The sequence below is a fragment of the Vibrio sp. 10N.261.55.F4 genome (assembly GCF_041470465.1).
GTDB lineage: Bacteria > Pseudomonadota > Gammaproteobacteria > Enterobacterales > Vibrionaceae > Vibrio > Vibrio crassostreae_C.
This window is the reverse complement of sequence record NZ_JBFRMM010000015.1, coordinates 90,313-113,961: the sequence shown is the minus strand read 5'-3', so window position 1 is coordinate 113,961 and position 23,649 is coordinate 90,313. Positions and strand designations below refer to the sequence as shown.

At 44.8% G+C, this 23,649-nt stretch carries 18 protein-coding genes and 1 tRNA gene; 4 read left to right on the top strand and 15 right to left on the bottom strand.

What is annotated here, in order from left to right; translation table 11 throughout:
* The first annotated feature begins 183 nt into the window (after window positions 1–183).
* On the top strand, window positions 184–1,059 hold the full coding sequence (locus AB4249_RS08840) for a LysR family transcriptional regulator (RefSeq protein ID WP_017062344.1): 876 nt from the start codon (window positions 184–186) through the stop codon (window positions 1,057–1,059).
* Between the two features lie 100 nt (window positions 1,060–1,159).
* Here AB4249_RS08840 and purF read toward each other — a convergent pair whose 3' ends face one another.
* The 10 genes from purF to fabB all read right to left on the bottom strand — a co-directional run bounded on the left by purF (window position 1,160) and on the right by fabB (window position 16,102).
* Window positions 1,160–2,674: an amidophosphoribosyltransferase gene (purF, locus tag AB4249_RS08835; protein ID WP_102428820.1), complete on the bottom strand. Its 1,515-nt coding sequence runs from the start codon at window positions 2,672–2,674 to the stop codon at window positions 1,160–1,162.
* A 34-nt stretch (window positions 2,675–2,708) separates the two neighbouring features.
* Window positions 2,709–3,200, bottom strand: coding sequence for a CvpA family protein (locus tag AB4249_RS08830; protein WP_009848678.1), 492 nt, complete (start codon window positions 3,198–3,200; stop codon window positions 2,709–2,711).
* A gap of 61 nt (window positions 3,201–3,261) precedes the next feature.
* A complete protein-coding gene (locus tag AB4249_RS08825) occupies window positions 3,262–3,837 on the bottom strand; it encodes an SPOR domain-containing protein (protein ID WP_017063432.1) in 576 nt (191 codons plus the stop codon).
* Complete coding sequence (gene folC / locus AB4249_RS08820) at window positions 3,838–5,100, bottom strand: bifunctional tetrahydrofolate synthase/dihydrofolate synthase (protein WP_017062347.1); 1,263 nt, start codon at window positions 5,098–5,100, stop codon at window positions 3,838–3,840.
* A gap of 42 nt (window positions 5,101–5,142) precedes the next feature.
* Entirely contained in the window at window positions 5,143–6,069 is a 927-nt protein-coding gene (gene accD, locus AB4249_RS08815) for an acetyl-CoA carboxylase, carboxyltransferase subunit beta (RefSeq protein WP_017062348.1), read from the bottom strand.
* Window positions 6,070–6,245: 176 nt separating this feature from the next.
* The gene (truA, locus tag AB4249_RS08810) at window positions 6,246–7,040 is read right to left on the bottom strand and encodes a tRNA pseudouridine(38-40) synthase TruA (RefSeq protein ID WP_004734161.1); all 795 of its coding nucleotides are present in this window, start codon (window positions 7,038–7,040) and stop codon (window positions 6,246–6,248) included.
* A gap of 194 nt (window positions 7,041–7,234) precedes the next feature.
* Window positions 7,235–12,025, bottom strand: a complete 4,791-nt coding sequence (locus AB4249_RS08805) for a FimV/HubP family polar landmark protein (protein ID WP_372102846.1) — start codon at window positions 12,023–12,025, stop codon at window positions 7,235–7,237.
* 207 nt (window positions 12,026–12,232) lie between these two features.
* A complete protein-coding gene (locus tag AB4249_RS08800) occupies window positions 12,233–13,246 on the bottom strand; it encodes an aspartate-semialdehyde dehydrogenase (RefSeq protein WP_076674391.1) in 1,014 nt (337 codons plus the stop codon).
* Window positions 13,247–13,258: 12 nt separating this feature from the next.
* Window positions 13,259–14,392, bottom strand: coding sequence for a 4-phosphoerythronate dehydrogenase (locus tag AB4249_RS08795; protein ID WP_017062351.1), 1,134 nt, complete (start codon window positions 14,390–14,392; stop codon window positions 13,259–13,261).
* A gap of 483 nt (window positions 14,393–14,875) precedes the next feature.
* The gene (gene fabB, locus AB4249_RS08790; RefSeq protein ID WP_017070308.1) at window positions 14,876–16,102 is read right to left on the bottom strand and encodes a beta-ketoacyl-ACP synthase I; all 1,227 of its coding nucleotides are present in this window, start codon (window positions 16,100–16,102) and stop codon (window positions 14,876–14,878) included.
* A 128-nt stretch (window positions 16,103–16,230) separates the two neighbouring features.
* On the opposite strand from fabB, the gene mnmC reads away from it, so the two are divergent.
* Window positions 16,231–18,309 carry a bifunctional tRNA (5-methylaminomethyl-2-thiouridine)(34)-methyltransferase MnmD/FAD-dependent 5-carboxymethylaminomethyl-2-thiouridine(34) oxidoreductase MnmC gene (gene mnmC, locus AB4249_RS08785; RefSeq protein WP_206360671.1) on the top strand — a complete coding sequence of 693 codons (2,079 nt, stop codon included), beginning with the start codon at window positions 16,231–16,233 and terminating at the stop codon, window positions 18,307–18,309.
* 150 nt (window positions 18,310–18,459) lie between these two features.
* On the opposite strand, the gene AB4249_RS08780 is transcribed toward mnmC, so the two are convergent.
* From AB4249_RS08780 to AB4249_RS08770, 3 genes are all read right to left on the bottom strand, one after another.
* On the bottom strand, window positions 18,460–18,981 hold the full coding sequence (locus AB4249_RS08780; RefSeq protein ID WP_017070306.1) for an NADPH-dependent FMN reductase: 522 nt from the start codon (window positions 18,979–18,981) through the stop codon (window positions 18,460–18,462).
* Window positions 18,982–19,157: 176 nt separating this feature from the next.
* On the bottom strand, window positions 19,158–19,421 hold the full coding sequence (locus tag AB4249_RS08775) for a YfcL family protein (RefSeq protein ID WP_017063425.1): 264 nt from the start codon (window positions 19,419–19,421) through the stop codon (window positions 19,158–19,160).
* A gap of 9 nt (window positions 19,422–19,430) precedes the next feature.
* On the bottom strand, window positions 19,431–19,961 hold the full coding sequence (locus tag AB4249_RS08770) for an elongation factor P hydroxylase (RefSeq protein WP_065584847.1): 531 nt from the start codon (window positions 19,959–19,961) through the stop codon (window positions 19,431–19,433).
* A 298-nt stretch (window positions 19,962–20,259) separates the two neighbouring features.
* Between AB4249_RS08770 and AB4249_RS08765 the strand changes: the two genes are divergently transcribed.
* Window positions 20,260–20,883: a trimeric intracellular cation channel family protein gene (locus AB4249_RS08765; RefSeq protein ID WP_372102843.1), complete on the top strand. Its 624-nt coding sequence runs from the start codon at window positions 20,260–20,262 to the stop codon at window positions 20,881–20,883.
* A 150-nt stretch (window positions 20,884–21,033) separates the two neighbouring features.
* On the opposite strand, the gene aroC is transcribed toward AB4249_RS08765, so the two are convergent.
* Both aroC and AB4249_RS08755 read right to left on the bottom strand, forming a co-directional pair.
* A complete protein-coding gene (gene aroC / locus AB4249_RS08760; RefSeq protein ID WP_029235357.1) occupies window positions 21,034–22,119 on the bottom strand; it encodes a chorismate synthase in 1,086 nt (361 codons plus the stop codon).
* Between the two features lie 269 nt (window positions 22,120–22,388).
* A tRNA-Arg gene (locus tag AB4249_RS08755) sits at window positions 22,389–22,465 on the bottom strand.
* A 211-nt stretch (window positions 22,466–22,676) separates the two neighbouring features.
* Between AB4249_RS08755 and folD the strand changes: the two genes are divergently transcribed.
* On the top strand, window positions 22,677–23,534 hold the full coding sequence (gene folD / locus AB4249_RS08750) for a bifunctional methylenetetrahydrofolate dehydrogenase/methenyltetrahydrofolate cyclohydrolase FolD (RefSeq protein ID WP_017062367.1): 858 nt from the start codon (window positions 22,677–22,679) through the stop codon (window positions 23,532–23,534).
* Window positions 23,535–23,649: the final 115 nt, after the last annotated feature.

The window sequence follows — 23,649 nt, the reverse complement described above, 5'->3', positions numbered from 1 at the left end:
TTCTAAGAACTAATATAAAACTTAGTAATAAAATGCTAAATACACAAATTTGCACTCTTTACTGGTAATTCGTGACGAGGGTTGGAATACTTGTAAATAGTGCAACGAGTTGACGTAACGCAAACATTGATCTCACTGTTACGTATAAATTAGATGAGATTGTAAACAAATGTGTCTGGATTTATGAAATTAGATGATTTAAACCTCTTTCGACTCGTCGTTGAAAATGGGAGCTACACCGCAACATCGCGCAAGACTATGATTCCGGTTGCGACCATCACACGACGCATCCAAGCCTTAGAAGATTCTTTGAACCTTAGGCTTCTCAATAGACACGCGCGTAAACTTTCTTTAACAGAGGCAGGCGAACGTTTCTTCAATGAATGCTCTCCGCTGTTGCAACGTCTCTCTTCTACTGCAGAAGAGTTAACTGACGTGTGCAAAGGCGCTTCCGGTAAGATTCGTATTACGGCACCCTCAAACCTGACCAAGCGCATGATGATGCCAATGTTCAGTGAATTCATGATTCAATACCCTGATATCAATATTGAGCTGATGATGAACAACCAAGCGGATCAGCTGGATCCAACGGAGTGGGACGTAATTTTCCGAGTCGGCCCTCAGCGTGATTCAAGCCTAATCGCTCGAAAAATCAGTGAAGTCAAAGATATTCTTATCGCGAGCCCTGAGTACTTAGCGAAGAACCCAGCTCCAAGCCATGCTGAAGAGCTAGCGAACCATTCGCTACTCAAAGGCTACCCGCTGATTAAGTGGCAGCTGAGTAATTCGAATGAAGAGACGGTGGTGAATAGCGAGAAAGGCCGTTTCAACGCCAATGCGCTTAATGTCGTGAGACAAGCGTGCTCAGAAGGCCTAGGTATCACCCTGATGCCTGACGTGATGATTCGTGAATACATTGAAGATGGCAGCTTAGTGCAAGTCTTAGAAGACTGGAGCGCTAACCCTCGTGATATTTACATGCTTTATAACCACAAAGACCATCTACCAGAGAAAGTGAGATTGTTTATTGATTTTGTGATCGCATACCACATTCATTAAGGTCAATCCCCTTCTCTATAAACAAAAAACCAGAGCCGATGCTCTGGTTTTTTATTTTCTGTATCGCTAGCGAAACTCTGTATGACTAACGAAACGCTAGTTAAGCGCCTTCGTTGTGTAACTCTAAGTTAGCAAGATCTTGTTGAATCTCACGCTGAACCTTTGAGTCGTCATTACGCAAAGAGTCTAGGAAATCTAGGTACACTTGGTCGATATCGCCCGTTACATACTCGCCGTTAAATACAGAAGTATCAAAACGAGAGATGTCTTGATTGCCCATGCCCACTGCAGAAATCAGATCTGGTAGCGTTTGGAAAATCAAGGCGTCTGCGCCAATCTGCTTACAAATCGTTTCGTTATCACGACCATGAGCAATCAACTCTGTCGCGCTCGGCATATCAATGCCGTAAACGTTAGGGAAGCGAACCTCTGGAGCAGCTGAAACCATGAAGACCTTATTTGCGCCAGAATCACGAGCCATCTCAATGATCTGCTCTGATGTTGTGCCGCGAACGATAGAATCGTCAACCAGAAGAACGTTCTTACCTTTAAACTCAGAGCGAATTGCGTTGAGCTTACGGCGAACCGACTTCTTACGCTGTTGCTGACCTGGCATGATGAACGTGCGACCAACATAGCGATTTTTCACGAAACCTTGACGGTATGGCTTATTGATCGCTTGAGCGATTCTTAGCGCAATATCGTTTGATGTTTCAGGGATTGGGATAACCACATCAATGTCTAAGTCTGCGTACTCTTCTTTAATACGCTTACCAAGCATCTCACCCATCTCAACGCGTGCGCTGTAAACCGAGATTTTGTCGATGAATGAATCTGGGCGTGCAAAGTATACAAACTCAAAGATACATGGGTTCAGTTGTGGGTTGTCTGCGCATTGCTTAGTGAAAAGCTCACCGTCGAACGTTGCGTAGATAGCTTCACCTGGCGCTACGTCGCGCATGAAATCGAAACCAACAGCATCGAGTGCTACCGATTCAGACGCAACCATGTACTCTGTTTTACCTTGAACTTCACGCTTACCAAGACACAGTGGACGAATACCATGTGGGTCACGGAATGCGATCATACCGTGGCCGATGATCATCGCAGTTACGGCGTAAGCACCACGAATTGTACGGTGCACGTTTGCCACAGCACGGAAAACATCATCTGAAGTTACGTTACCTTTAACAGTATCGATCTCATGAGCTAATACGTTCAGTAGAACTTCAGAGTCAGAGGTTGTGTTTACATGACGACGGTCTTTTTCGAACAACTTCTCACGAACTTCGTTTGCGTTCGTCAGGTTACCGTTGTGCGCCAACGTAATGCCAAAAGGAGAGTTTACGTAGAAAGGCTGAGCTTCAGACGCACTTGAACTACCCGCAGTAGGATAACGAACATGGCCAATACCAACTTCACCTTGTAGGCGCTGCATGTGTTTTGCTTCAAAAACATCTTTTACTAAACCGTTCGCCTTACGCAGACGGAAACGATTGCTTTCTATGGTACAAATACCAGCGGCATCTTGGCCACGATGCTGCAATACCGTTAAAGCGTCATAAATAGACTGGTTTACAGGTGTTGAACCCACGATTCCAACAATACCACACATGTCCTAATCCTCGATTTTTCGACATTAACTGGCGCTAGAGCGCGCCAGATAAGAAACTAGATGTTGCTTGTAAATGCTCGAAGAACGGCGCAATGATTCGACTAAATTCTGGAACCAATTGCGAATTCTTCCACCACTCAGAACTTGGGAATGCAGTAAACGCATCCATGAAAAACAACACTGCAGAAACAATCAAAACACCACGTAAGCCACCAAAGACGACACCGAGGATTCTGTCTGTACCTGACAGGCCTGTTTTCTGAACTAGTTGACCGATGACATAGTTAACTAAGGCACCCACAACTAACGTTGCAACAAACAATGCTGCTATCGCAGTTCCGTTTCGAAACATCTCATCTTCGATATTGGTGAAGTACATCGCTAATTTAGCGTAGTACTGGCTAGCAATAAAAAATGCTCCAAACCAAATAACGAGTGACAAGGCTTCTTTAGCGAAACCACGAACTAAACTGATCACGGCAGAGAAGCCGATCACGCCTAAAATGACAAAATCTAACCAATTCATGAATTCTTCATCTTAAGTTGGCGCGCATTTTAACAGAAAAAATGCAGACGCAAACGTTTTCTTATGGATTTAACGGTTTAAATTTGAGCAACTGGCCTTTTGAACCCGTAATTTTTTCTAATTCCTTAATTTGTCGCTCAAGTTTGGATTTAGAGACATCCGGGCCAATAATTACTCGCGTAAAAGTTTTTTCTTGCTTGGTGTGAGCCTGATAACCGCGCTTTTGCAGATCCTTAACAACGTTTTTTGCGTTGTCAGCATTCTTCAAAGCCATCAATTGAATAATCCAAGCACTGTCTTGGTATTCATTTTTTTCAGGTACCGGCTTAACCACAACTGCCACTTTGTCTGCTTCTTTATCATTAGAAGAAGACGCGGTTTGCGTGTTTGAATTATCAGTACGACCACTTTCAACCACTTGCTCAACCGGAGAATCCGGTAGCGCTATCTGATCTTCAACGGGATCGAGTACTTCAAACACTTCAACATTACTATCAAGCTCAGGCTTAATTGGAATGCTTGCAAACTCTTCTTTGTAGTGGAGCTTCTTACCATCTAGTACATCGGGCAATACAATCACGCCAATGGCCACTAAAATGATGGTGCCGACTAACCGGCTTTGGAATTTACTTGCCATTTAGTTTCCTTTTTTCTGCCAATGCTCCAACACTTCACCCACTGTATGGAAAGAACCGACAACCAACACAACATCGTCACCTTTAACAGAAGCTAAAGCCGCTTCAAACGCTACAACAGGGTTTGAATACCGCTCTACACCTTCAGGTAAGCTTTGACACAATTCAGCGGCTGTTGCGGCTCGTGGGCCGTTCAGCGAAGCTGGGTACCAATGTGTTGTTATTGGAGCTAATACTTCCAATGTCGCGGGGATATCTTTGTCATGAAGCATGGCGACTACAACGTGTAAATTTTTGCCTGCATACTTCTTCGCGACTTGCTGCGCAAAGTACTCAGCAGAATGCGGGTTGTGTGCTACATCAAGCACAATCACCGGTTGTTCGCTAATTTGCTGCATACGCCCAGGAAGCTGCGCATTCTTCATGCCGTTAACCACGTTCACGTCGCTAATACTAAGCTCTGATGTGCCCAATGCCATCAACGCTGTTGCAGCGTTAGGTAACGGCAGGCTTGGAATAGGTAGCGATTCTAGTTGGAATGCACCACTGCGCCAGTTCCACGTATCACCGTCAACATCATAAGTGTATTGAATACCGACTTGGTAGAACTCAGCCTTAATGTCATCAGCGTGCGCTGCAACCGTAGCCGGTGGCTTGGGTTGACCACAGATAGCGGGTTTACCGCTACGATAAATGCCCGCTTTCTCAAAACCAATCACATTGATGTCATCACCTAGCCAGTCAACATGGTCGACAGCCAAACTAGTAATCACAGAAACATCATGCTCAACGATATTGGTCGCGTCTAAACGCCCGCCTAAACCCACTTCTAAAAGCACAACATCAACCGCTTCAGTTTGAAATGCACGTAACGCCGCTAAAGTGCCATATTCGAAAAAACTCAGGCTGATTTCGCCACGCTCTTTCTCAATGAAATCGAAAGACTGAACCATCTTTTCATCAGATAGATCTTGGCCGTTGATACGAACACGTTCGTTATAGCGAATTAAGTGAGGAGAGCTGTAGACACCAACTGAGTAACCAGCGTCCAATAGAATCGCTTCCATCAGTGCACATGTTGAGCCTTTGCCATTGGTTCCGGCAACAGTAATAACATGTTGAGCAGGTTTGGTGAGGTTTGCCTTAGAGGCGACGGCCTGAACTCGGTCTAATCCAAGATCAATAGCGCTTGTGTGGATGTTTGATAAATAATCAAGCCACATCTCCAAAGAGGATGTGGCTTGAGGAATAGGTTGTTGACTCATCTAACTCATAACCATAATTAAGTTGGTTTGTTAGAAGGTACTTTACCCTTTTTCTGGCGCTTCTGGTACTTCATAAGTAGCTTCATTCGGTGAATCGTTCACAGAAACTACTAATGGTGAAGGCTGGTTGGTCATTTTAGCAACAAGGCTTGCAACGCGCTGACGCATCTCACGACGGTCAACAATCATGTCGATAGCACCGTGGTCTAGTAGGAACTCACTGCGTTGGAAACCTTCAGGAAGGTCTTCACGTACCGTTTGTTCGATTACACGACGTCCAGCAAAACCGATCAGTGCTTTTGGTTCACCAATATTGATATCGCCAAGCATTGCCAAACTTGCAGAAACACCACCCATTGTTGGATCAGTCATAACTGAAACAAACGGTAGGCCTTTCGCAGATAAACGCTCAAGCGCAGCACTGGTTTTCGCCATTTGCATTAGAGACATCAATGCCTCTTGCATACGAGCACCACCACTTGCAGAGAAACACACTAAACCACAGTTGTTCTCGATAGCAGCATCTACCGCTTTCACGAAACGAGCACCAACAACAGAACCCATTGAGCCGCCCATGAATGAGAATTCAAAAGCACACGCTACGATAGGTAAACCCAATAGTTCGCCTTTCATTGCAACTAATGCGTCTGTTTCACCACTGTTCTTTTGAGCAGCAGAGATACGTTCTTTGTAACGCTTAGAGTCTTTAAACTTCAGCTTGTCTTGTGGCTCAAGATCAGCACCTAGTTCAACACGCTCACCTTTGTCTAGGAATGTATCCAGACGACGACGTGCTTTCATGCGCATGTGATGGTCACATTTTGGACATACTTCTAGGTTACGCTCTAGTTCAGCATGGTACAGAACCTGCTCACAAGAAGTACATTTCGTCCAAACACCCTCAGGGATAGACGCTTTACGAGATGTTACGATGTTGCTTTTTTCTAAAATCTTTTCAAGCCAACTCATGGAAGACCTTTTTGTTTCGATTCTTCCGCTTGATTGCGAAAGAAATAAATTTGGGAATTATGCGTGGGAATTAAAGCACATAAAACAGCGACTGTAGATAAAAAACTGGTTGTACCTATTTTCTGGAACTATCTTACGCACTAAACCGTAATAATTTTTGAACCTAAGTCTCACATTTAGTTCAAATTATCCGGTAAAAATAGAGGACCAATTGGCTCTCGTGGTAGCTCAAAATGTTCAGGATAATCAACATCCACCAGATACAAACCTTCCGCTTTTGCAGTTGCGCCGGCTACTTTTCGATCTTTAGCTTCTAAAAGCCACTGGATCCACTCTGGTTTCTGCTCACCTTTACCTACGGCAATAAGGCTACCCGTAATATTCCTCACCATGTGGTGAACAAACGCATTCGCTTTAATATCGATCACAATGTAGTGTCCATGACGAGTCACGTTCAAGTGAATCATGTTTCTCCATGGGCTACGAGATTGACAGTGTGTTGCCCTGAACGAAGTGAAGTCATTCTCACCAAGTAAGTACTGACCCGCTTCATGCATTTTTTTCTCATCAAGATGACCATGATAATGGCTCACACCTGAATTCAAAATGCCTGGGCGTAGTGCATGGTTAAAGATAATGTAGCGATAACGGCGGGCAGTAGCCGAGAAACGAGCATGGAAATCCTCATTCACTTCTGTCGCCCAACGAACCGCAATATCTTTTGGCATGTTGGCATTCGCGCCCATTGTCCATGCCACCATTTTACGATCAACATTAGTTTCAAAGTGAACGACTTGTCCCGTACCGTGAACACCGGCATCTGTACGACCTGCGCACATAACTTCTACAGGGTGATTCGCGACAACTGAAAGAGCCTTTTCCAATTCTTCTTGGACACTTTTCACGTCTCGTTGGCGCTGCCAACCAAAGTAGTGGGTACCGTTATATTCAATACCTAAAGCAATTTTCATGTTCTTGTTCTCTTTGAAAATGGGCGAGAATTATATACGGAAATCAGTGCTAGCCCAAATAGGATGGGGCTAAAACTTCAATAAACAATCAGCATCGACCGAGACGATGCTGTTGAAAAACCAAATGAAACGATAGCGCTCTGTATCGCCTTAAAATAAAGGGTAGCCAACGCTACCCTTTCTGATTTGTAAATTTATCGACCGTTTAACGTATCGATAAGATTTTTTGCCTCTCGACGAATATCATCGCTGCCGTCAACGATTGCCTCTTCTAGAAGCTTAATTGCCCCTTGCGAGTCACTCATCTCGATGTAGATTTTGGCCAAATCAAGCTTACCCGCAGCTTCTGCATTGCTGTCGACATCATAATTGCCAATATCACCGATAACATCAGGGAATTCGTTAAGACCCACATCCAGTTTAAGCTCTTCATCGTCTGGATTAATGACTTCTTCACCTTCTTGCTCGACTTGAGCCATTAGCTCATCAATCGTCATGTACTGCTTATCACGACTGTTGCCTGATTCGGTTAGATTGTCTTGTTCAGCCCAATTCTCTTCTTTGATTTTCGGTTCAGCTTGCTGTTCAGCCGATGCCCAAATCTCTTGTTGGTCATCAGGCACATCATTATGCATGCTCGATTGTTGTTCTGGCGCTAGGTTAAAGCCTTTCCAGTCTTCGCCGCCGACTTCAAGCATGGCGTCAATATCTAACCCTGCGCTATCAATCGAAGTTGCGTCCAATGGCTTATCGAACATGTTGTCGACAGAGTCTTGAACATCTTCAGAAAGCAACTCAGCTAATGCTGTCTCATCAAAGTCATCAAAGCCTTCTAGTGGCTCGTCTTGAACCGCTGCAGGCGTTGAGTTTGGCTCTGAAGCCGCGCTCAGTGATTGTTCTGGCTGTGCAAAACCAGCCGGTTCAGAGTCTTCAGCATTCGAGAAATCATCAGCCTGACTATAGCTCTGCGGATTTGAGAACAGATCATGCAACGCATCTTGCTCTTCGCCTTGTGGGCTGAAAGAAGTCAGTGGTGTTGGCTTCTCAGCAAACGCATCAGAGATGGCTTCATCTTCACCATATTCCGGTAAATCAAACTCATCGAACTCTACGCCTTGGGCTTCCGCCACCGGCTCGGCATTGCTTTGCTCAATATCATCTAAAACAGAGTCTGCTTTTGCGCTTTCTTCATCGTACTCCGGAAGATCAAGGTCATCGAACTCGAACTTCTCTGTGTCAGGCGCTAAGTCTTGCTCTAACTGTGCTTCATCTGGTTCACTCACCACTTCCGCTAACGCATCGTCTTCACCAAACTCTGGTAGTTCGAAGTCATCAAGCGAGAATTCTTCTTCGCTTTCTGGTTTCGCAGTTTCAACTTGTGGTGCAGCATCTAACTGAGGCTCAGCGGTAGGTTGCGATTCAACACTTGATTGAGAGTCTATAGCAGGCGTTGCTGGCTCTGTTGTTGATTCAGCATCAGCTTCCGCTAGTGCGTCTTCTTCACTAAACTCTGGTAAGTCGAAATCATCAAACGAGAACTCTTCGTCGTCTTGACCCTTAGCTTCAGCTTCAGCTTGAGTCTCAACAGCAGGTACTACTGATTCCGATGGTGATTCAGCATCAGCTTCCGCTAGTGCATCTTCTTCATTAAACTCTGGCAATTCGAAGTCATCAAACGAGAATTCTTCTTCGCCTTCTTGTCCTAGAACTTCAGCTTGTTCTGCTACTTCCGCTTGTGGTGTAGCTTCAACTTTCGGTTCAGCGACAGGTGTCACTAGCTCTGGTGTTACGTCAGTTTCCGCTAATGCTTCTGGTTCAGACGCCTCATCTTCAATCAGCCAATCATCGTCTTCTGGCACACCAAATTCATTTGGAATGATCTCTGGCATGTTTGCAGCACGAACTGGCTCTGGCTCTGGCTCTGGCTCTGGCTCTGGCAAGGATTCAACGACATCTTCAAGCTGATCGCTACCTTGGATTTTCGGTTCAAAGTCAAAATCAGAGTCAATGTTCGCTGGCGACTCTACATCGTCGATGGCTTCAGCTAACCAGTCTTCAACCGTTTCTTCTTCATCTTCAGAGATATCGTTCAAAGACGATGGCGAAGCTTGCTCTTGTACGTCGGCTTCTTTCGGCTCTGGTTCTTGTTGTGCGGTTTCTTCTTTAACTCGCTCTTCAAAATCTGGTTTGTCAAAATCAGAATTCTCAGATAACAGCGAGTCGATATCCAGTTCATCATCTTCAACCGATGATGCGGTTTCTTGCGCTGATACTTCGTCGCTGTCTAAAAGAGACGCTTGCTCTGGTTCAACCGTATTGTCAATTGATGGTTCAACAGGCTCTTCTATTGCTGGCAACAAATCATTGTCATCAGAAGTCATTAACTCATCAATCAACGCTTCGTCTGTTGTTTCTAGCGAGTCATCAAGCAAAGCATCCGTTGCCGGTGCGACACCGAACAAATCATCGATAAAACCATCACGATTAAAGGCTTCATCATTTTCTGGCTTAATGTCAGAACTTTCTTGAGTCATTTCAGAATCTAACGATTCATCAGTAACGACTTCAGGTTGTGGTGTTTCACTAATGTCCGGATCTTGCTCAGGCTCACCTTCAGAGGTTAACGGAGTAAGCTCAACGTCTGAGTCCTTTTCAGGCTCCTCATTGGCGTTGTCCAAACCAAAGGCTGCGTCTAACTCTTTATCAAACGTCTTATCTTCAGATTCAAGCTCGTCTTCAATGCCACTTGTCAGTAAGTCATCAAATGGGTCTAGAGATTCTGATTTTGATGCATCCGCTAAAAGCTCATCATCTGACAATTCACTATCAAGGAAATCATCCAATAAGTCGGTACTTTCGGCGTCGAGTTCGAAATCATCCTCGTCAGAGTCACCTATTAATTCATCCAAGGTTTCCGTGCTGTCTTCTGCGATGTTGAGGTCATCATCGGTCGATAAACCAGAAAGCTCTTCAAGCTCAGACAGAGAATCAAAGCCAAGAGGTTCGCTTTCAGACTCATCATCCGAATCGTCCCCTAGCATCTCATCAAGAAGGTCTGTCGAGTTACTTAGGTCTACGTCATCGCCTGCCAGTTGCTCATCAAGCAGATCAACGCTGTCTTGAGGTTCTTCATTTACGATGGGCTTATCGAACTGAGACAGAATGTTTTCGATATCATCATCAGACGCCAAACCACTGTTTAGGTTAGTGGCAATCTCATCGTCGCTATCGAGGTTGAAAGGGTCATTCGCTTGATCGTTCTGAGCAGCAACTTGGGCAAAGATGTCATCAATATCATCATTCGCTGTCGGTGAAGCTGGCTCAGGGGACTGTTGTTCAGAGATTAGAGCATCAATATCAAAATCGTCATTGCTCAAATCAACAGGCTTAGTCTCACTTTGTTGCTCAGAGATAAGCGCATCGATGTCAAAATCATCGCTTGCTGGTGCTTCAGTGTTAGACGGCGAATTACTTTGCTCTTCCGAAATCAGAGCATCAATATCGAAGCTGTCGTCATCTTCGTCATCAAGAGCAAACAGATCATCTAATAAAGATTGGTCTAGCTCGTTGGAACCGAGATCTTCAGTTTCAGACTCTTGAGATAGTAAAGCTTCAATGTCATCAGCAGACATTGCGTTATCATCAGAAAGATCAAAGTCGACATCATCAGTATCGACGGCGCTTTCCGCTGTTTTGTCTAGCGCACGTTCCATCTCTTCAAGGCCAAGCGCTTTCTCTTCGCCATTAACACTAATGCCGTTGCTGCTGTCTAAATCTAGATCGTCGAAGTTGGTGTCTAAATCACCGTTTTCGCCAATGCTAGCAAATGGGTCATCGTCTTCACCATCTAGATTGAAATCGAGATCAGATTCATCTAAACCAGCAAAGACATCATCCTCTTCGGCTAGCGCTTGATCGTCAAACAGCTTGTTGGCGTCATCTTCCGTACCAAACAAGTCATCATCTAAAGACAGCTCGTTAAGGTCGTCCATCTCGTCGCCCAATGTAATAGGTGCAACGGTACTTGGTTCTGGCTGGAGCGGTTGTTCTTGAGTCGTCTGCTGTTGCTCATCATTTTTAGAACGACGGCCTAACAGCATCACAACGATCAAACCAATGAGCAGACCTGGAATAATCGCAAGAGCCGCCACTAACCAAGCATTCGATAACAGTTCGTCCATGACACTTGGTGCCATCTTTTCAATTTCGGCGTTCTTTCTGCGCTCTTCATCAAGCAGCTTTTCCACTTCGCTACGAATGCGGTCTTCATCACTGAGCTCTGTTTTTAGCTCATCCACTTCCGATTGAACATTCGATAACATCAAACGAAGTTGGTGATTTTTCTCTTCAAGTGACAGCAGTTCAGTTTCTGAAAGCTCTAGCTGCTTCTCTAACTTGTTCATCTCTTGGGTTGGTGCAGATTGAGCTAGAGATGATTGAGTTGGAGACAATGGCTTTTTAGCAGTTTCAGTAGTGCTTACTTGCTTAGCAGGAGTAACATTTTTTGCATCAGAACTCGGCGCTTTGGGTTTTGAAGCGACAGGCTTACTTGCAGGAGCATCAAGCTTAGCAAGATGTGAGTTCATGATGTTGATAGCTTGCTGCGTCGAGCTTGCACGTGCTTGCTCTAAAGAAGGCACGCGTAGATTGCTCGCAGGCAGCAGGCTATGGATATTCTGGTTTTCAAACGCTTGTGGGTTTAAGCGATAAATAGCCAACAGAGTTTGTTGGACTGAAACGGAGTTATCAGGGCGTAACTTTGAGGCAATAGACCACAATGTTTCTGAGCCGCGAGTTGGACCATAGAAACGTGAAGGCTCAGCGCTATTTGATTGCGCTCTTTGAAGTGGTTCTGAAAACGTAGGCGCTGATTGTATCTGGCCATTAGGCCCTACAACTCGAATGGAATCTGCACGAACAACGGAAATCTGAGTCGCAATGATAAAGGCAAAAGGCATTAACCACGGCTTGAAAATTTGAAACATAAAAGGCTCAGCTAGGTGCTTAAATTCGGAAAAGTGATGATCTATTAAATATATCGGATAAATGACGTAAAACTATAGAGATGAAAACAAAAAATGTGTTGCAGCAACAATATTCGCAGCAATTTCACACAATTTGACTAACAATATTTTTAATCGATTAAAAAAGCCCCACTAAAGAGTGAGGCTTTTTTATCAAAGCAATAAAGCTTAGAAGTAATCGCGAATCAGAACTTCAGCGATTTGAACTGCGTTTGTTGCTGCGCCTTTACGAACGTTATCAGCGACAACCCACATGTTTACGCCACTGTGATGGCTGATGTCGTTACGAATACGACCAACCATTACGTGGTCTTTACCACCTGCATCACGAACTTGAGTTGGGAAGTCTAGCGCTTGGAATACTTCAACGCCTTCCGTGTTCTCTAGAAGCTGAATAACTTGCTCTGCACCGATTGGCGCGCGAGTTTCAACATGTAGAGATTCAGCGTGGCCGTAGAACACAGGAACACGAACACAAGTCGGGTTCACCGTGATTGACGAATCAGCAAAGATTTTCTGAGTTTCCCAAACCATCTTCATTTCTTCACGTGTGTAGCCGTTCTCTGTAAATTCATCAATCTGAGGAATACAGTTGAACGCGATCTGCTGTGAGAATGCTGACTTGTCAGCTGGCATGCCGTTAAGAAGCTTAGCCGTTTGACCTGCTAGCTCATCGATACCCGGCTTACCTGCACCAGACACAGATTGGTAAGTTGAAACGTTAATACGCTCAAGGCCCACTTCATCGTGAATTGGTTTTAGCGCTACTACCATTTGGATAGTCGAGCAGTTAGGGTTCGCGATGATGTTACGGTTACGGAACTCAGCAATCGCTTCAGGGTTCACTTCAGGCACAACCAGAGGAACATCGTATTCGTAACGGAAGCGTGATGTGTTATCGATGACAACCACACCTTCATCAGCCGCAATTGGAGCCCAACGCTCTGAAAGCTCGCTACCTGCAGAGAAAAACGCAATATGTACTTGAGACCAATCGAAGTCTTCTACGTTTTGTACTTGTATTGTTTTGCCGTTAAAACGGGAAGTTTTGCCTTCACTACGTTCACTTGCTAGTAAGTGCATTTCACCGACAGGGAATTTACGCTCTTTAAGTACTTCAAGAATGGTTTCACCAACCGCACCAGTCGCACCTAAAATAGCAATATTAAATTCTTGGCTCATTGTTTCTCTCTTTTATAAAGTTGGCTTTACCATAAAACCGAGTTTAGATAACGGCGTTAAATTACAAGATTCGTCGCCCGTTAACTCGACTGCACTGTACTCTCTGCGGTCCCAATATTCTTTACGCATCTTGTCAAAAGAACCCGGCGTAACGATATTGCGACGGAATAAGGCGTCGTCTTTGCGCACATCATAGATCAACTGAGTCAAATTGTGCAGTGTTGCTTCATCCCAAGCTCTATCTAATTTCATTTGAGGTACAGGCGCTGTCGGCAATAAGTCGCTTGCATACGCACGCTGTTCAGTACCTAAAAATTCACAATAACTGTTGAAGATCATCGTGGTACCACGCGCTTTACCTTCTAAACCGTAGCCCGCTACGTGAGGCGTTGCAAAAGCGAGTAACGGAAGAAGCTCAAAGTCGACTTCAGGTTCAAACTCAAACACATCAAGCACTGCAGTGAAACCATCGGCTTTTTGCAGGCGAGCTTTTAGCGCTTGGTTATCAACCACAGGACCGCGAGCTGCATTAATCAGGATTTGATCAGCACGTAAGTTGTTCAGCACTTGCTCACTGATCAAGTGATGCGTTGGATACTCACCCGTCTTAGTGATTGGCGTGTGTAATGTAATAACGTCTGATTGTTCAAGCAAAGTCTCTAACTCAGTAAATTCGCGAGTATCACCCTCTTGCTGTTTTAGAGGGTCGTTCAGCAGAACTTTGATACCAATACCTTCAAGGCACTTCGCTAAGTAACTGCCCACTTGACCACAGCCGATAATACCAACCGTTTTATCAAAAACAGAAAAGCCTTGTTGCTGCGCAAGCACCATCATCGCACTGAACGCGTACTCAGCAACACCCACCTTGTTACAACCAGGTGCCGCAGTAAAGAAAATACCACGCTCTTTCATCAACTCTTGGTCAACGTGATCCATGCCAGCCGTCGCAGTACCAACAAACTTCAGCTTATTGGCTTTGCTGATCAATGACTCGTTTACCTTGGTAACAGAGCGAATCATCAATGCGTCTACGTCAACTAGGTCGTCAGCTGTTAATGTGCGACCAGACTTCATTGTCACTTCCCCTAGCTGGCTAAAAAGCGCTTCAGCGTAAGGCATATTTTCGTCGATTAAGATTTTCATTTGGCGAGTACTTTTGTTGGGGTCTATCGACCTAAATGTGAATTGAAATGATTGTGCAAAATTCCACACACGGTGTCGAGTAGCAATTGGAATACATTATAAATAAAGGGCTGAATCACTGAGTCTGCACAAACAACAGGCATAAGATTCCATACCCAAATCTCAAACGGCTAAAACGAAAAATGCCCGATTGAATAAACAATCGGGCAAACATCCAGAACAAAAGGATCCTATCTCGCTCTCCAGGAGACAGAGTCTTGCGTCTGTTCAACCAGTACTAACCAAAGTCAGTACTGGTCAAGCTCTGGAAACCTTTCAATCTCTAAACCCAGATTTAAAAACTATGTTCAAAAAACACGTTTACCAACCTGCGTCTAAAAACTTTGTTCTGATGGTCATTATTACTGGGTGACCTGTGCGTGTTGAATCGGCACTAGCGCAACCCTTTAACGATTAACCTTGTCTCTGTAACTCAAGCTTAAGTTAAGCTTGGTACTTTTTGATTACTAGCGTTGCGTTCGTACCGCCGAAACCAAAACTGTTAGACATAACTGTAGTTAGCTCTTGATCACGAGCTTCAGTTACGATGTCTAGGCCAGCAGCAGCTTCGTCTAGGTTCGAAACGTTAATGCTTGGAGCGATAAAGCCGTTATCTAGCATTAGCGTTGAGTAAATAGCTTCGTGTACGCCAGCAGCACCTAGAGCGTGACCTGTCATCGCTTTAGTTGCAGAAATTGCTGGGCTGTTGCCACCGCCATTGCCTTGAGAGAAAACTTCTTGGATAGCGCCAAGTTCTTTAACGTCACCAACTGGAGTTGAAGTACCGTGAGTGTTCACGTAATCAACGCCATCAACGTTTTGCATCGCCATCTTCATACAACGAACCGCACCTTCACCAGAAGGAGCAACCATGTCGTAGCCATCTGAAGTTGCGCCGTAGCCTACGATTTCACCGTAGATTTTTGCGCCACGAGCAACAGCGTGCTCAAGCTCTTCGATAACTAACATGCCGCCGCCACCAGAGATAACGAAACCATCACGGTCTGCATCGTAGGTACGAGAAGCCAGCTCTGGCGTATCGTTGTACTTAGTAGAAAGTGCGCCCATTGCGTCGAACATCATAGTCAGAGACCAATCCAGTTCTTCACCGCCACCAGCGAATACAACGTCTTGCTTACCAAGTTGGATAAGCTCCATTGCGTGACCAATACAGTGTGCAGATGTCGCACATGCAGAGCTCATAGAGTAGTTCACACCACGGATTTTGAAAGGAGTTGCTAGACAAGCAGAAACCGTAGAAGCCATTGTACGTGGAACCATGTATGGACCAACGCGCTTCACGCCTTTCTCACGGATGATGTCTACCGCGTTTACTTGGTTTAGAGATGAAGCACCACCTGAACCCGCAACGATACCCGTGCGGTCATTAGATACTTGATCTTCAGTTAAGCCAGAATCAGCAATTGCTTGCTCCATTGAAAGATAAGCGAATGCCGCTGCATCACCCATAAAGCGCATTTTTTTGCGATCGATATGGTCAGCAGGGTTCATTTTTAGGTTACCCCATACTTGAGAGCGCAAGCCATTTTCCTTGAACTGCTCTGAAGCGGTAATACCAGATTTACCCTCTTTCAGTGATGCTAAAACTTCTTCGACGTTGTTACCGATACTTGAAACAATACCCATACCGGTGATTACGACTCGTTTCATGTGACATTCCTATAATTCTAAATTCAGCTAGATGATAACTAAGAAGCCTAACAAAAGTGGTCAGCTTTCCTAGAAATTCGTACAATCCCTACCAACATATCGCTTCAAATCACAAAATGATAGATTTTATGACTTCAATTACTAATGCAGAACTGGAATGGAATGAGTCTGGCACGCCAGTTTCAGACCAATTTGACGACGTTTACTTCTCCAATGTTAACGGTTTAGAAGAAACTCGCTACGTCTTTTTAAAGCAAAACCACCTTCCAGAGCGTTGGCTTGAACATGAACAACGCCGCTTTGTGATTGCTGAAACCGGCTTTGGCACAGGTTTGAACTTTCTTGCAGTTTGGCAATGGTTCGATGCTTTTCTTAAAGATAACCCACAAGCGATGACCAAAGAGTTACATTTCATCAGTTTTGAAAAATATCCTTTAAATAAAGAGGATCTCATCAAAGCACACCAATCGTGGCCAGAATTAGCCGAGTATGCGACGCAACTCCAAGAACACTACCCTATTGCTCTACCTGAATGTCACCGCATTGTGCTGGGCGACGGTGCAATCACGCTTGATTTGTGGTTTGGCGATATTAAAGATTGCATGCCCAACGTACCAACCCCGCGTGAAGGTTTGGTTGATGCTTGGTTCTTAGACGGTTTTGCTCCGAGCAAGAACCCAGAGATGTGGAATCAAAACCTATTCAACGGCATGGCTAAGCTCGCTAAGCAAGATTGTAGCTGCGCCACCTTCACCGCTGCTGGCTTTGTTCGCCGTGGCTTAATTGAAGCTGGCTTTGAAATGAAAAAGGTCAAAGGCTTTGGTACTAAGCGAGAAATGATCGCCGGCCGACTTGGCGAAAAGCACGCTCACACCAACATCAAACCTTGGTATGGCCTCGCTCAACACACTGAATCCCAAGACATTGCGATCATTGGTGGTGGTGTCGCCAGTGCTGCATTAGCCAAAACGCTAAGCCGTCGTGGTAAAAACATCACCCTTTATTGTGAACATCCACAAGCTGCGGGCAATGCCTCAGGTAACAACCAAGGTGCGATTTACCCGCTATTAAGCGAAGCGACCTCGAACGTGTCTCGCGTGTTTGGCCCGGGATTACTGTTTGCTCGTCAATTTATTAATCAAGCGGCTCAGTCTATTCAATTTGATCACAGTTGGTGTGGCGTGAACATCTTGATGTGGGATCAAGGCTCCACTAAAAAGCTCAACCGCATGTTGGAAGGCAACTTCCACACCGACCTGATTCAGCGTTTATCGCCAGAGCAAGCCAACGAAAAGATTGGCTTACCCGTCGATAAAGAGAGTGTTTACTTTCCGCTGGGTGGTTGGCTAAGCCCTCTGCAACTGACTCAAGGCTTGATTAGCAAGTTAGAAGAGAACAACCAAGTAAGCGCGCACTATCAACATCAAGTAACGCAACTTGAGTGGCTCGAAGCTGAACAACAATGGATACTGACGATGGATACACCTCAAGGTGAGATTCAAACCAAGCACGACCAAGTAGTTGTCGCAAACGGACACAAGTTCACTCAGTTTGAACAAACTCAGCCAGTACCACTGACTCCGGTTAAAGGCCAAGTGAGCCATATTCCGACCACGGAAAATCTCAGCCAGCTAAAAACCGTGTTGTGCTTTGATGGCTATTTGACGCCACAGAACCCCAACAATGGTCATCACTGTATTGGTGCGAACTACGACAAAACCAATATCGACCAAGAATTTGATATTGAGGTTCAGCAGCACAATGGCGAGCGCCTACATGGGTCACTACCAGACCAAGCATGGACAAAAGATGTCGATACCAGTGACAACTTAGCGCGCCAAGGTATCCGAAGCGTAAGCCGTGACCACCTTCCGTTTGTCGGAAACGTTGGTGACTTTGAAGCCATTAAGGAGCAGTACCAAGATCTCCACAACTTCAACCCGCAGCGTGACTCGGTTGAGGATGTAGAAACGGTAACAAGCTTCCCTAACCTTTATTGCTTTATCGGACTGGGTTCACGTGGTTTGAGCTCTGCACCATTATTGGCTGAAGTATTAGCATCACAGATCTGTGGCGATCCGCTGCCCTTGCCTGTTGATGTGCTTGAGGCGATTCACCCAAGTCGAATGTGGGTACGCAGACTGCGTAAAGGTAAGGCATTAACGGCTGGATGGGTTGCTGACAAGCATTCTAAATCAAAGCCGTAGTTTCTAGTTCAGCTATTTTGAACATCTGAAATTTCTGAATATCTGAAACTAATAAGTTAAAAGCTAAAAAGCCCTACGTGACTAAGTTAAGTCGCTCGGTTTTTTTGTTATTCGTGTTGATCTAAACTGATGTTCTAAATGGAGCAGTATTTACAGCTTAGCAACCGCGTCTTTAATCTGTAGAGCAATCTCTTCGTTGCTGATAGAGCCCGACTCAAAATCAAAGTTATCGTAGAAGCTTGGTACTGAAACTGACGCTTGCACGTTGCCACCGAAGTAAGGTGCAGAACCTGTCGCTGCACCAAGTACCGTTTGTGCGCCACCAGGGCCCGGTGAAGTCGCTAGGTAAACCGCCGGCTTCTCGCCAAACACTGAACGCTCAATACGTGTCGCCCAGTCAAATAGGTTTTTATACGCTGCTGGGTAGTGACCATTGTGTTCTGCGAACGAGATAACAAACGCATCAGCTTCAGCTAGGTCGCGTAGGAATGCTTGAGCACCTTCCGCTTGGCCAATCTCTTTTTCAGTGTCTTCACTGAACATAGGAACATTGTAATCGTTGATGTCTAGGACTTTTACTTCAGCACCTTCAATCAAGTTTGCTGCGTAAGTTGCTAGTGTTTTGTTGATTGAGGTAGAACTTGTGCTTGCGCCAAATGCGATAACTTTCATGATGTGACCTTTCTGTAATTCCGTTAAGTGGGATTAGAATAACGTAGTAAGAAAATGTAACCATCACAAGAAATGAACGGACTCATTCAAAAATTTCGAACGAGTCTCAAATAAACCAGTTCGCTCAGCAAAATGGGAAAGGAAGGGACTGAGCGGATAGTATTAATACATCGAGATTAAGCTTGGTTTTGTAGCTCAACCCAAAGGTCATTAACGATAGTGCGGTCTGCTGGTGTTAGTTCAGAGCGAGCGTCGTCTAGGCTCTGTTCAATACGAGCTTTTACTTCAGCCACATCTTCAATGCCTTCTTCTTCACATGAAGCCACTGAAAGAGAAATATGACCACGTAAGTAACCACCAGCAAACAGTTCATCGTCTGATGCGTTTTCAATGCGAGCATCAATTACTTCAAGTAGTTTTTCTTCAAATTCGATAATCATAATATTCTCTTATTTCACAATAAATTGGCTAGTACATAAAGGTTCTACATCGTAGAAGCTGCGCAATGCTTCAGAGAGCATTTTTACTCGAGGCGGAAGACCAGCGTCAAAGATACCCATGACTTCACTGTGTACTTTATTCATAAAGGCCAAACGATCTGGCTCAAAATCGCCGTGTAGATTGTCACAGCTGACATTAAAAGGAAAGCCCGCACTCATCGCAATTATCCATTCATACGCTTGTGGGCGAATTTCTACTTTTTCAAACTCAGCTTGAACCGCCTCAGTTCGACCATCAGGCTCATACCAATAGCCAAAATCTTCCAGTAAACGACGCTCAGGCCCAGCAACGCACCAGTGTGCGATCTCATGGAGTGCAGAGGCGTAAAAGCCACGTGCGAACACGATTCGATGGTGTGGGATAGTATCATCAGCAGGCAAATAGATCGGCTCATCAGCCCCTAGCTCTAGTTTGGTATTAAAGCTTTCAAAAAAGGTCTGATTGAAGATATCGATAATGTCTGAGTATTGGTGTGTCATAAAATCAAATTTAAGTAAAAATAACTGGGGCATTTTGCTTTTTTTTAAGCGCTCGGTAAAGCCCTATCAAGCGTAATGACATCGGGTTCGCCATTATACTTTGCAGTGACAATCGATTGCCATTCCCAGATTACACCACTTTAAGGTGAATGATTAGTTTAGCTAATCTGAAACGCCCATTCACGGTACAAATATTCATTCGTCAACAAGCATTTTTACTACTACACTCGCGCTTCATTTTATATCCCTAAGGCCTATAAGACTCGAGTTTATAGACCTAAATTATAGAGCTACAGCAATGCTACTAAGTGTTTTGTATATCATTGGCATCACGGCAGAAGCCATGACCGGCGCTCTCAGTGCAGGCAAACAAAAAATGGATTGGTTTGGTGTAATGTTGGTTGCGAGCGCAACGGCAATTGGCGGCGGTACAGTACGCGATATCTTACTTGGCCATTACCCTTTAGGTTGGGTTGAAAACCCTCAGTATCTAGCCATCACCTGTATAGCAGGTGTTATTACAACCGGGTTGGCGAAATGGGTTATCAAGCTAAAAGGTTTGTTTATTCGCTTGGATGCCTTAGGCCTAATCGTATTCAGTATCATTGGTACCAAAGTAGCGATGACCATAGGTCTGCACCCGATGATTTGCATGGTATCGGCATTAGTGACAGGTGTCTTTGGTGGTTTGTTACGTGACCTTATCTGTCGTCAAACACCATTGGTGTTACATGAAGAGCTGTATGCCTCTGTCGCACTTGTCGCTTCAGGTTTGTACCTAGGTTTGCTTGAGCTTGGCATCAACGACGTCACGGCGACAATTGTGACGCTTGTAGTTGGTTACTTGCTGCGCATGGCGGCTGTAAGATTCAAATGGAGTTTGCCTTCGTTCCAGCTTGATCCTGAAAGTTCAGTGCATTAATGGATTAAGAGCCTTAAGCTGCTAGCTGTCTTTAATGACGATAGTCGCTAACCGGACGAATAATCCTGCTAATGTGAAAAAGGGTTACTTCATTACGAAGCAACCCTTTTTTGTTTCTACCAATTCTATTCTAAATAAAAAGAAGCAGAATTAGATTTGTGGTGTTTCAGTTGTCACACCAAAGTTTTGACCACGATGACGTAGCAAGTGGTCAAGCAGCACGATAGCCAGCATTGCTTCTGCAATAGGTACCGCACGGATGCCAACACATGGATCGTGACGACCTTTCGTGATTAGCTGCGTTGCTTCACCATCTTTCGTGATTGTGTCACCAGGTACAGTGATGCTTGATGTTGGTTTAAGCGCAATGCTTGCCACAATATCTTGACCAGTAGAGATACCACCTAAGATACCGCCAGCATGATTGCTGCTGAAACCTTCTGGAGTCAATGGGTCACGGTGTTCACTACCGCGTTGATTAACAACATCGAAGCCATCACCAATCTCAACACCTTTCACAGCGTTAATGCTCATTAGAGCGTGCGCGATGTCAGCATCTAGACGATCAAAGATTGGCTCACCAAGGCCTACTGGCACTTTAGTCGCAACCACTTGAATCTTCGCACCGATCGAGTTGCCTTCTTTTAGCAAGTCACGAATCAGTTGATCAAATTCTGGTACTTTGTCGGCATCTGGACAGAAGAAAGCGTTGTTTTCAATCTCGTTCCAATCCACTTTATCAATTGAGATATCACCCATTTGAGAAAGGTAAGCTTGGATTTCAACACCAAATTCTTGTTTTAGGTATTTCTTCGCAATTGCACCTGCAGCAACACGCATTGCAGTTTCACGAGCTGAAGAACGACCACCACCTCGGTAATCACGCACACCGTACTTTTGATGGTACGTATAGTCAGCGTGGCCAGGGCGGAACTTGTCTTTAATTTCGGAATAGTCTTTAGAGCGTTGGTCTGTATTTTCAATCAATAGACCAATAGAAGTACCCGTAGTTTGGCCTTCAAATACACCTGATAAGATTTTCACTTCATCCGCTTCACGACGAGCCGTTGTATAGCGAGAAGTGCCCGGACGACGACGGTCCAGATCTTTCTGCAGATCTTCTTCGGTAATTTCTAATCCTGGTGGGCACCCGTCTACGATACATCCTAGTGCGATACCGTGACTCTCTCCGAATGTGGTCACTCGAAAGTGTTGTCCGATACTGTTTCCTGCCATTGCTTCCTCTAAATCAGCCATCAATCAGAAGGTTTGATTCCTAAACCGACTGGCTAATAGCTTTACTTGTCTATTCTTCGTGAATTCATAGTGGCTTTATTACCAAATGATGTAAACCCCAAAAAACGAACAATTTTAACTTTCTATTACATAAGCCGAATGAAACGAATAACAGAAGAAAATGAGTCGCGCTTGAAAAGAAGTGTTTTATGATATGTAAAATGCAAAAAACCCGACAACTCGGAGAGTTATCGGGTTTCTTTAAATAATGGCACGCCCTGAAGGATTCGAACCTTCGACCACCTCCTTAGAAGGGAGGTGCTCTATCCAGCTGAGCTAAGGGCGCGCTACAGGAACGAATTATACGAATTCGAATCAGTAAAGCAACGGCTTTATGTAACATTCTGATCTAAGTGGGTAAAAAAAGGCCAACAAACATATAAGTGTTGGAAAATAGAGCAAAGCAAACGTTTGCTTGATGGTAATCAAAAAGATTTTCTGGAATAATGCGCCAAAAACATCAGCCACTAACTTGAATATCAATACTAAGGAAATTCATGACTGCTCAAAATATTGATGGAAAGCTAATTTCTCAAACGGTTCGCTCCGAAGTTGCTGCACGTGTAAAAGCTCGTACTGAAGCTGGATTACGCGCTCCGGGCCTAGCGGTTGTTTTAGTGGGTGAAGACCCTGCTTCTCAGGTTTACGTTGGAAGTAAGCGTAAAGCGTGTGAAGAAGTTGGCTTCGTATCTAAATCTTACGACTTGCCAGCCACTGCGACAGAAGACGAATTGTTAACACTTGTAGACCAACTGAACGACGATCCAGAGATCGACGGTATTCTTGTTCAACTGCCTCTACCAGCAGGCATTGATAGCACTCACGTTCTTGAGCGTATCACGCCAGAAAAAGACGTTGATGGCTTCCACCCCTACAATGTCGGCCGTTTGGCTCAGCGCATGCCTAAGCTTCGCTCTTGCACGCCAAAAGGCATCATCACGCTGCTTGACCGTTACAACATCGACTTACGTGGTAAACACGCGGTTGTGGTTGGCGCATCAAACATTGTAGGTCGCCCAATGACGCTAGAACTTCTTCTAGCAGGTTGTACAACGACAACATGTCACCGCTTCACCAAAGACCTTGAAGGTCACGTGCGTCAAGCAGACGTTGTTGTAGTTGCCGTTGGTAAGCCTAACTTCATTCCTGGCGCTTGGATTAAGAAAGGCGCTGTTGTGGTCGATGTTGGTATCAACCGTTTAGAATCTGGCAAACTAGTGGGCGACGTTGAATACGACGTAGCGAAAGAAAGCGCAAGCTTCATCACACCTGTGCCGGGTGGTGTTGGCCCAATGACGGTGGCGAGCCTAATCGAGAACACCATGATCGCTTGTGAGCAATTTCACTCGAAATAGTCCGCAGCGCATATAAATAAATTAGAAAGCCGAAACGTGATGAACGTTGCGGCTTTTTTGATGCTTTGGTACTTAGCTATTCGTTTTTAAAACGGGGTGACTCGCTTTTGATGAA

Coding starts and splice junctions, on each gene's coding strand:
- AB4249_RS08825 (WP_017063432.1), bottom strand. CDS start 3,837: ATGGCAAGTAAATTCCAAAGCCGGTTAGTCGGCACCATCATTTTAGTG.
- aroC (WP_029235357.1), bottom strand. CDS start 22,119: ATGGCAGGAAACAGTATCGGACAACACTTTCGAGTGACCACATTCGGA.
- folD (WP_017062367.1), top strand. CDS start 22,677: ATGACTGCTCAAAATATTGATGGAAAGCTAATTTCTCAAACGGTTCGC.
- AB4249_RS08795 (WP_017062351.1), bottom strand. CDS start 14,392: ATGAAAATCTTAATCGACGAAAATATGCCTTACGCTGAAGCGCTTTTT.
- AB4249_RS08775 (WP_017063425.1), bottom strand. CDS start 19,421: ATGATTATCGAATTTGAAGAAAAACTACTTGAAGTAATTGATGCTCGC.
- folC (WP_017062347.1), bottom strand. CDS start 5,100: ATGAGTCAACAACCTATTCCTCAAGCCACATCCTCTTTGGAGATGTGG.
- mnmC (WP_206360671.1), top strand. CDS start 16,231: ATGACTTCAATTACTAATGCAGAACTGGAATGGAATGAGTCTGGCACG.
- AB4249_RS08780 (WP_017070306.1), bottom strand. CDS start 18,981: ATGAAAGTTATCGCATTTGGCGCAAGCACAAGTTCTACCTCAATCAAC.
- AB4249_RS08770 (WP_065584847.1), bottom strand. CDS start 19,961: ATGACACACCAATACTCAGACATTATCGATATCTTCAATCAGACCTTT.
- AB4249_RS08765 (WP_372102843.1), top strand. CDS start 20,260: ATGCTACTAAGTGTTTTGTATATCATTGGCATCACGGCAGAAGCCATG.
- AB4249_RS08830 (WP_009848678.1), bottom strand. CDS start 3,200: ATGAATTGGTTAGATTTTGTCATTTTAGGCGTGATCGGCTTCTCTGCC.
- fabB (WP_017070308.1), bottom strand. CDS start 16,102: ATGAAACGAGTCGTAATCACCGGTATGGGTATTGTTTCAAGTATCGGT.
- purF (WP_102428820.1), bottom strand. CDS start 2,674: ATGTGTGGTATTGTTGGAATCGTGGGTTCAACACCTGTAAACCAGTCT.
- accD (WP_017062348.1), bottom strand. CDS start 6,069: ATGAGTTGGCTTGAAAAGATTTTAGAAAAAAGCAACATCGTAACATCT.
- AB4249_RS08800 (WP_076674391.1), bottom strand. CDS start 13,246: ATGAGCCAAGAATTTAATATTGCTATTTTAGGTGCGACTGGTGCGGTT.
- truA (WP_004734161.1), bottom strand. CDS start 7,040: ATGAAAATTGCTTTAGGTATTGAATATAACGGTACCCACTACTTTGGT.
- AB4249_RS08805 (WP_372102846.1), bottom strand. CDS start 12,025: ATGTTTCAAATTTTCAAGCCGTGGTTAATGCCTTTTGCCTTTATCATT.
- AB4249_RS08840 (WP_017062344.1), top strand. CDS start 184: ATGAAATTAGATGATTTAAACCTCTTTCGACTCGTCGTTGAAAATGGG.